Consider the following 8310-nt stretch of genomic DNA (forward strand, 5'->3'; position numbering starts at 1 on the left):
AGGGTGAACCGTTATTTACTACGATTGATATAATGGCTCTTTTATCTGGTCAAACTCAAATTGAACGCAATAAAAAAGGAGAGCCTAAGCCCTCCTTTTTCGTAACCATAAACTGCTAATTAAAGAGCAGCTTTTGCTTTTCCAACGAGTACTGCAAATGCAGCTTTGTCGAATACAGCGATATCGGCAAGGATCTTACGATCGATTTCGATAGACGCTTTCTTAAGACCGTTGATAAAACGGCTGTAAGATAGACCATTTTGACGAGACGCAGCGTTGATACGAGCAATCCAAAGTTGACGGAATTGACGCTTCTTGTTGCGACGGTCACGGTATGCGTATTGACCAGCTTTTGTAACTGCTTGGAAAGCTACGCGGTAAACACGTGAACGTGCTCCGTAGTAACCTTTAGCTTGTTTAAGAACTTTCTTATGACGTGCACGAGCTTGTACACCACGTTTTACGCGAGGCATTATGCTTCTCCTAAATAAACGATAATTAAACTAAAAAGAATTAAGCGTATGGCAACATACGTAGAACTGCAGCTACTTCACATTTAGGAAGAATTGCATTTGGACGTAGTTGACGCTTGTTCTTAGTAGTACGCTTAGTCAGGATGTGACGTTTACCAGCGTGCTTAAACTTAATACCACCAGCAGTTTTCTTAAAACGCTTAGCAGCACCTTTATTGGATTTCATCTTAGTCATGATGAATAACTCCGCATTGTTGAGTAGTTAATAATATAGTAATTAGGGCGAACAAAACACACCCACTGAAACAGCAGGTGCATTATTGCTACTTGTAAGGCCTTTAATTACTTCTTTTTAGGCGCCAATACCATAATCATCTGGCGACCTTCTATTCTCGTTGGGAAAGATTCGACTACTGCAAATTCTTCAGTATCCGCTTTCAAACGATTAAGAACGTCAACACCGATGCTTTGGTGGGCCATTTCACGGCCACGGAAGCGAATTGTTACCTTCACTTTGTTGCCGTCTTCTAGGAAACCAGTCAGGTTGCGTAGTTTTACCTGATAGTCTCCGACATCAGTCCCAGGACGGAATTTTATTTCCTTAATCTGGACCTGCTTTTGCTTCTTCTTCTGCTCTTTCGCAGCTTTGCTCTTCTCGAAGAGGAACTTGCCGTAGTCCATCACTCGACAGACAGGCGGCTCGGCGTTAGGGCTGATCTCTACGAGATCCATACCAGCTTCATTAGCAGCTTCAAGTGCTTCAGCAATTGATACTACACCAACGGCTTCGCCGTCAGCGCCAGTTAAGCGAACTTCACGAACGCCACGAATGTCACCGTTTAAACGGTGCTGGTTTTGTTTGGCCGGTTGTTGGCCACGTCTTCCGCCTTTAATAGCTATTCCTCCAGATTGAGCTTACGGCTTGTAACTTCGGCTTGGATGTATGAAATAAAGTCATCCACTTTAAACTTGCCTAGGTCCTTGCCCTTACGAGTACGTACTGCAATTTCTCCGGCTTCCATTTCCTGGTCGCCACAGACAAGCATGTACGGAACACGTTTCAAAGTATGTTCGCGGATTTTAAAGCCAATCTTCTCATTTCTCAAGTCCGCTTTGACTCTAAATCCACTTTTTTGCAGTTTTTTTGTGATTTCTTGTACATATTCAGCTTGTTTGTCAGTAATACCCATGACAACCGCTTGTTCTGGCGCCAACCACGTAGGGAAGAAGCCAGCGTACTCTTCAATTAGAATACCAATGAAGCGCTCTAGTGAACCTAAAATCGCTCGGTGAATCATCACTGGCGTATGACGTTCGTTATCTTCACCAACGTAAGTTGCACCTAAACGTTCAGGTAATGCAAAATCAAGCTGCACTGTACCACATTGCCACGCACGATCTAAGCAATCATGTAATGTAAATTCAATTTTCGGTCCGTAGAACGCACCTTCGCCTTCTTGAATATCAAAAGCAATGTTCATTGACTCTAGCGCGAGCTTTAGATCCGCTTCAGCGCGATCCCACATTTCATCGGAACCGACACGTTGCTCAGGGCGAGTTGACAGCTTCACAACAATGTTTTCAAAACCAAATGTTGTGTAAGTATCGTAAACCATCTCGATACATGCTTTTACTTCTTGTTGTACTTGTTCTTCTGTACAGAATACGTGCGCATCATCTTGAGTGAAGCCACGAACACGCATAATGCCGTGCAGCGCACCAGAAGGCTCATTACGGTGACAAGAACCAAACTCTGCCATACGCAGCGGCAAGTCGCGGTATGATTTCAAACCTTGGTTAAAGATTTGAACGTGACCCGGACAGTTCATTGGCTTGATGGCGTACTCACGGTTCTCAGAACTGGTTGTGAACATCGCTTCTGCGTATTTGTCCCAGTGACCAGATCGTTCCCAAAGAACACGATCCATCATCAACGGACCTTTTACTTCCTGGTAATCATATTCGGTCAATTTTTCACGAATGAAGACTTCAAGATCACGGAAAATAGACCAACCATTATGATGCCAGAACACCATACCCGGTGCTTCTTGCTGCATGTGGAATAGGTCAAGGTGCTTACCAATCTTACGATGGTCACGCTTGGCTGCTTCTTCAAGGCGAGTTAAGTGCGCTTTCAGTGCTTTCTTATCGTGAAATGCGGTACCGTAGATGCGTTGTAGCATTTTGTTGTCGCTGTTACCACGCCAGTATGCACCCGCTACGTTCAATAGCGTGAAGTGCTGACAGAAACCCATATGCGGCACGTGAGGGCCACGACACATATCGATGTATTCTTCATGGTGGTAAAGTCCTGGTCGATCGTCACGAGCAACATTTTCATCCAGGATTTCAATTTTGTAGCTCTCACCGCGAGCTTCAAATGCGTCGCGCGCTTCCTGCCAGCTTACGTTCTTTTTAACGACCTGATATTTGGTTTTCGCCAACTCTTTCATGCGCTTTTCGATTTTTTCGAGATCATCTTGCGTTAGCGAGTGCTCTAAATCGATATCATAGTAAAAGCCATTGTCGATGGTTGGACCGATCGCCATTTTCGCTTCTGGGAAAAGTTGCTTAATCGCATGGCCTAAAAGGTGAGCACAAGAGTGACGAACGATCTCAAGGCCATCAACTTCATCTTTAGCGGTGATGATTTCTAGGCTTGCATCGTTTTCGATAAGGTCACACGCATCAACACGATTACCGTCTACACGCCCAGCAATGGTAGCTTTAGCAAGACCAGGGCCGATAGATAGGGCTACATCGAGTGTTGAAACAGGCGCGTCAAATGGGCGCTGACTGCCGTCAGGAAGAGTAATAATAGGCATTATTTGTCCTTTACAGTGGTGTTGCATACCAAGCAACACATGTTCAGTAATATGTTTCGTCATTAACGAAACATGTCTAAATGAGAGTTCGGTATTGATTTCGATACAAATACGAATGTACCTAGAAAAATACGAACGCGCATTGTAACTCAACGAGATAAAATAACAATCTATGTCACAACTTGATCATTCGCCCCCCCACACAAGCATACATGTCGTTAGGGGAGGTTTATCTCGATGTATAAACCGGGCATTAGCGCTCTAGGGATTTATTAGGCTGCTCTTTTTCATGCTTATACCCCATGGCTCTGAGGTTTTGGCCATGAACGGTATTTTTCATCATTTCCCACAGCCCAGATAAGAAAGCTTTATGGGCTTCACCGCGTCGAATGTATCTAATGTGAATGAAAATATAAATGGTAAGAAACACGGCTAACACAATGGTAATACCATACGCTTCATTCAAACTCATGATGTTCAATATATCATCCTCAATAAGAACACTTACTCGCCTCTAGCCTTGCTTCACTTCTAGCCTTGTTCACTTCTAGCCTTGCTTACTTCTAACTATGAGGTGGTTGCGGTTATCACGACTTGATTTAATTAACGTGTCGCTGATATCTATATTAGGCGACTTGGCGAGGCGATCGTAGAGCAGAACATTCACCGATGCAGCCAAATTCATGCAACCAATAGTAGGGACATAAACCACATGATCCGCTCGGTCTGCCACATCTTGAGAAATGGATCCATCTTCAGGCCCAAAGATATAGATGGCTTTATCTGGGTGCTCAAATTCAGGTAATGGGGTGGCGCCTTCTGCAAAATCGACACACACTATACGAGTATCATCGCTCAGATTAGCTAAAAAAGAGTCCACACCTTTAAGCGGGATTTGGCTAGCGACGTTATTCGTGTCCGTATGAAACTTCGAGGCTTTCTCATAGCGCTGCCCAGTATATTGCACTTCATCCGCTTGGTAGCACCCTGCTGCACGCATGACAGCACCGACATTTGATGGACTTTTAGGGTTCGTTAGCCCAATGATGACACGGGTATTTTTCATGGTTTATCTCGACAACCGACGGGCATTGGTGACACCAGAGTCATTGATATCACGCTACATAAATTGAAAACGAGATACTAACAAATGCGGATTTACAGTGAAAGGTGAAAACTAAGCGGTGTTTCCTCCATTCAACATTTCGTATACTACCCTCTCCATGATATTAAGCCCAATTGAGCCTTTTTTATGATTATTTTACACACCAACGTTGGTGACATTCAGATCGAATTAGACACAGCGACAGCGCCAGTCAGTTCAAAAAACTTTTTGCGATACTGCCAAGAAGGATTTTATGAAGGGACAATATTTCACCGCGTTATCTCAGGCTTCATGGTTCAAGGTGGTGGGCTTACGGTAGATCTGAATGAAAAACCAACCCGGCTTCCGATTGTAAACGAAGCGAATCGAGGGTTAAAGAATCTCACCGGCACCATCGCAATGGCGCGCACTGAAGCGCCTCATTCTGCAACGGCAGAGTTCTTTATCAATGTAGCCGACAACCCATGTCTCGATCATACTGCGACAACGAACAAAGGTTGGGGGTACGCTGTTTTTGGCAAGGTTTCAGCAGGAATGGATGTCGTTCAGGACATTTCCTCACTAGTAACAGAAACCCGCAATGGTTACGATGATGTGCCAAATGAGACCGTGATTATTGAAAAAGTGGTTATCCAGCCAGACTAATACAATAGACGCTTACGATAGCGTTTTTACACTCTTTCTTTCTACTAATGTGGGTTCGAGTTGAACGACGACCGTGTCATTGCTGTTTTTTTCTAACTTTGTAAGCAAGGTGTCTACGGCGGCTTTTCCTAAACGGTATTTAGGCTGGTGGACCGTTGTGAGTGACGGCGTCATAAATCTAGCAATATGAATATCATCGTAACCGATGATTGAAATATCCTGTGGGATCTTAATATTATGTTCATTGGCGGCGTTGATCACACCCATTGCCATCATATCGTTACTCACAAAAAGAGCACTCGGTAACGGGCCCTTATTATTCATAGTATTGAATGCGCTATAGCCACCTTCACATTCAAAATCTGCTTCAACAATCCAGCGAGGATTGATGTCAAGACCGGCTTCGTTCAGCGCACGTTTGTAGCCTTCATAACGCATTTGAGCTTGATAACGATTCAATGGGCCTGTGATACAGCCTATATTTTTATGGCCCGCATCAATCAGATACTTGGTTGCCATATAACCGCCACGCAATGAATTGTCTTGAATTTTATCGCTAGAGAACAGCATTGGGCCCCAGTCCATCACAACAACAGGAATGTCTGGGTAACGCTCAAAAACATCGACACGTTGGCCTTCCAGTGTTGAACACATCAGTATCACGCCATCGACACGCTTTTGCAGCAAGGTGTTGATCGACGCTTTCATTCGGTCACTGTCCCCTTCTGTGTTACAAAGAATCAAGTTGTAACCCTGCTGATAACAACTGCGCTCAACGCCTTTTACCACCTCACCAAAAAACGGGTTAGTAGAGGTCGTCACCAGCATGCCGATGGTTTTTGTTCTGTTCATTTTGAGGCTGCGAGCCAAAGCGGAAGGTGCGTAATTAAGCTCTCTTGCTGCATCGTTAACCCGTTGTGATATTTCTTCACTCACATAGCGAGATTGGTTAATGACATGGCTCACCGTAGAAGTCGAAACACCGGCTAATTTTGCTATGTCTTTCATGGTCGCCATATGGGTATCCTTTATTGGTCTGAGAAGCTGTGTTGTACCTTGCTCTCTACTCGTTTTCAATCAAAAATGCGTCAACCTCTTCTCTGCTTGGAATCGAGGTTTGCGCACCGAAACGAGTCACAGAGATCGCAGCTGCGGCGTGAGCAAACTTTATGGCTGATTCTAATTGCATATCTTCTAATAAGCCAGTGATCAGTGCACCATTAAATGTATCCCCCGCTGCCGTTGTATCAATGGCATTCACCTTAAAACCCGGTATCAGCTCTCCACGTCCATTATTACTTAACCATACACCTTTAACGCCTAGCGTTATCATTACAATCTCAATGCCTTTATTATGCAATACGTTTGCGGCTTGTTGGGCTGTTTCATTGTCGGTAACAGTAACCCCAGTAAGAACTTCGGCTTCTGTTTCGTTCGGGGTAATAACATCAACACATTGCAGTAATGAGTCAGGTAAATCTCGCGCTGGAGCTGGGTTTAGGATCACGCTCGTTCGACTATCTTTCGCAACCATTGCCGCTTTTTCGATGCCATCTAACGGCGTTTCTAATTGCATTAACAAATACTTAGCCTGGCGAATGTGTTCAAGGTCGGGCTCAATAGCATCGGCGCTTAACTTCGCGTTCGCTTCTGCTGAAATACAAATACTATTTTCCCCGCTATCCGAAACGTGAATCATAGCAATGCCCGTCGGGCAATTAGGCTGTATTTTTACACCACCAGTATTAATACCATCAAACTTAAAGCTTTCACGGATATTGATGCCAAAAGCATCATCACCCACGCAAGCAATCAAACCGATATCCGCATTTAATCGAGCAGCGGCAACAGCTTGATTCGCCCCTTTACCACCAGGGATCACTTGGTAATTTCGACCATGTAACGTCTCGCCTGGGCGAGGAAAGGAAGGCACTTGAAGAACATGGTCAGCGTTGACACTACCTAATACCACTAACTGATTCATACGATTATCCTCGGTTCTAAAAAACCTAATTTGAGTACGATAAATGTGAGTGGGGGATCCACTCGAAAACGGATGTTTGTATGATCTATGACGTACATTAACGAGAACATACAAACATCAATTTTGCTCTTCTCTTAATCTACTTAAAAAAGAGAAGAGCAACGATTGATTATGACGTCTAACTCATTTGAGTGGCTAAGCGAAATTCACTTATTTTGCCACCACTTTAAGAGGTACTGGAATGTACTCTTGAACCGTTTCTCCTTGTAGGACTTTAACCGCGGTTTCTACACCCAGTGCACCAATAAGATCCGGTTGCTGTGCCACTGTTGCTGCCAGCATGCCACGATTCACCGCCGCAATACCGTCATCGGTGCCATCGAAGCCTACAATCATGATGTCTTTGCCTGACGCTTGCACAGCACGCAATGCGCCAAGTGCCATTTCATCATTTTGTGCGAATACCGCTTGCACATCTGGGTTAGCCGCGAGCAGGTTTTCCATAACGTTCAGGCCTTTAGTGCGATCAAAATCGGCTGGCTGACTCGCCAGTAATTCCATCTCACTGCCGTTCACTGCATTCATGAAACCCTCGCCACGTTCACGTGCTGCCGACGTACCGGCAATGCCTTCAAGTTGGATCACTTTCGCTTTCTCGCCTACTTTTTCCATAATGTAGTGACCCGCGATTTCACCGCCAACCACGTTGTCTGACGCAATATGGCTAACCACTTCTCCACGGCTAGCACCACGGTCAAGAGTCAAAACCGGAATATTTGAACGGTTCGCGATACGGATCGCGTTCGATACCGCGTCAGAATCGGTTGGATTAATCAAAATGGCTTTCACACCACGAACGGTCAAATCTTCTACGTTAGAGAGTTCTTTACTTGGATCGTTTTGCGAATCTAAAACGATCAAGTTGTAGCCTAATTCTTCGGCTTTCGCTTCCGCTCCATCTTTCATGGTGACGAAAAAAGGGTTATTGAGCGTAGACAGTACAATCGCCATGGTATCTTGTGCCTGCGCAGATACCGATACGGTGGAAGAAAGAAGTGCAGCAGAAATAAAAGTAGCAAGTTTTTTCATCGTTATAGTCCTTTGTGTACTTTGAGTAGGGGGGAACCAAGCTCGTTGGTTGTTCCACTTCGATTGGTTCATTTTCGTATTTTTAGCTCAAACCATTTGGCCGAATACGTATTGGTTTAATCATTGTTGATTCAGTTATCTATTTTCTGTTTATCACACAGCCTCTGAGCTGACATGTCCTCACCGAGG

At 44.6% G+C, this 8310-nt stretch carries 10 protein-coding genes; 1 reads left to right on the plus strand and 9 read right to left on the minus strand.

Translation table 11 applies throughout. The features are described 5' to 3' along the window. Window positions 1-119: 119 nt before the first annotated feature. The 6 genes from rplT to ACP45E_RS21670 form a co-directional block, all read right to left on the minus strand. A complete protein-coding gene (rplT, locus tag ACP45E_RS21645; protein ID WP_017034714.1) occupies window positions 120-473 on the minus strand; it encodes a 50S ribosomal protein L20 in 354 nt (117 codons plus the stop codon). Window positions 474-513: 40 nt separating this feature from the next. After that, window positions 514-708, minus strand: a complete 195-nt coding sequence (gene rpmI / locus ACP45E_RS21650; protein WP_017034715.1) for a 50S ribosomal protein L35 — start codon at window positions 706-708, stop codon at window positions 514-516. Between the two features lie 107 nt (window positions 709-815). Further along, on the minus strand, window positions 816-1373 hold the full coding sequence (gene infC / locus ACP45E_RS21655) for a translation initiation factor IF-3 (protein WP_426511797.1): 558 nt from the start codon (window positions 1371-1373) through the stop codon (window positions 816-818). Beyond that, the gene (gene thrS, locus ACP45E_RS21660; RefSeq protein ID WP_017034717.1) at window positions 1370-3298 is read right to left on the minus strand and encodes a threonine--tRNA ligase; all 1929 of its coding nucleotides are present in this window, start codon (window positions 3296-3298) and stop codon (window positions 1370-1372) included. The genes infC and thrS overlap by 4 nt, the downstream gene beginning before the upstream one ends. A 253-nt stretch (window positions 3299-3551) precedes the next feature. Then, entirely contained in the window at window positions 3552-3770 is a 219-nt protein-coding gene (locus tag ACP45E_RS21665; RefSeq protein ID WP_017034718.1) for a hypothetical protein, read from the minus strand. 75 nt (window positions 3771-3845) lie between these two features. Then, window positions 3846-4364: an RNA methyltransferase gene (locus tag ACP45E_RS21670; protein WP_017034719.1), complete on the minus strand. Its 519-nt coding sequence runs from the start codon at window positions 4362-4364 to the stop codon at window positions 3846-3848. Between the two features lie 186 nt (window positions 4365-4550). Between ACP45E_RS21670 and ACP45E_RS21675 the strand changes: the two genes are divergently transcribed. Further along, window positions 4551-5048: a peptidylprolyl isomerase gene (locus ACP45E_RS21675; RefSeq protein ID WP_017037614.1), complete on the plus strand. Its 498-nt coding sequence runs from the start codon at window positions 4551-4553 to the stop codon at window positions 5046-5048. 12 nt (window positions 5049-5060) lie between these two features. On the opposite strand, the gene ACP45E_RS21680 is transcribed toward ACP45E_RS21675, so the two are convergent. The 3 genes from ACP45E_RS21680 to rbsB form a co-directional block, all read right to left on the minus strand. Further along, window positions 5061-6065 (minus strand): substrate-binding domain-containing protein, encoded by a 1005-nt coding sequence (locus tag ACP45E_RS21680; protein WP_017034721.1) that lies wholly within the window; start codon window positions 6063-6065, stop codon window positions 5061-5063. A gap of 46 nt (window positions 6066-6111) precedes the next feature. Then, window positions 6112-7032, minus strand: a complete 921-nt coding sequence (gene rbsK, locus ACP45E_RS21685; protein WP_017034722.1) for a ribokinase — start codon at window positions 7030-7032, stop codon at window positions 6112-6114. 210 nt (window positions 7033-7242) lie between these two features. Beyond that, a complete protein-coding gene (gene rbsB / locus ACP45E_RS21690) occupies window positions 7243-8121 on the minus strand; it encodes a ribose ABC transporter substrate-binding protein RbsB (RefSeq protein WP_017034723.1) in 879 nt (292 codons plus the stop codon). Window positions 8122-8310 lie beyond the last annotated feature (189 nt).

The sequence above is a fragment of the Vibrio genomosp. F10 str. 9ZD137 genome, from assembly GCF_049974785.1.
In the GTDB taxonomy this organism is placed as follows: Bacteria; Pseudomonadota; Gammaproteobacteria; order Enterobacterales; family Vibrionaceae; genus Vibrio.

Coding starts and splice junctions, on each gene's coding strand:
- thrS (WP_017034717.1), bottom strand. CDS start 3,298: ATGCCTATTATTACTCTTCCTGACGGCAGTCAGCGCCCATTTGACGCG.
- ACP45E_RS21680 (WP_017034721.1), bottom strand. CDS start 6,065: ATGGCGACCATGAAAGACATAGCAAAATTAGCCGGTGTTTCGACTTCT.
- rplT (WP_017034714.1), bottom strand. CDS start 473: ATGCCTCGCGTAAAACGTGGTGTACAAGCTCGTGCACGTCATAAGAAA.
- ACP45E_RS21665 (WP_017034718.1), bottom strand. CDS start 3,770: ATGAGTTTGAATGAAGCGTATGGTATTACCATTGTGTTAGCCGTGTTT.
- rpmI (WP_017034715.1), bottom strand. CDS start 708: ATGACTAAGATGAAATCCAATAAAGGTGCTGCTAAGCGTTTTAAGAAA.
- rbsK (WP_017034722.1), bottom strand. CDS start 7,032: ATGAATCAGTTAGTGGTATTAGGTAGTGTCAACGCTGACCATGTTCTT.
- rbsB (WP_017034723.1), bottom strand. CDS start 8,121: ATGAAAAAACTTGCTACTTTTATTTCTGCTGCACTTCTTTCTTCCACC.
- ACP45E_RS21670 (WP_017034719.1), bottom strand. CDS start 4,364: ATGAAAAATACCCGTGTCATCATTGGGCTAACGAACCCTAAAAGTCCA.
- ACP45E_RS21675 (WP_017037614.1), top strand. CDS start 4,551: ATGATTATTTTACACACCAACGTTGGTGACATTCAGATCGAATTAGAC.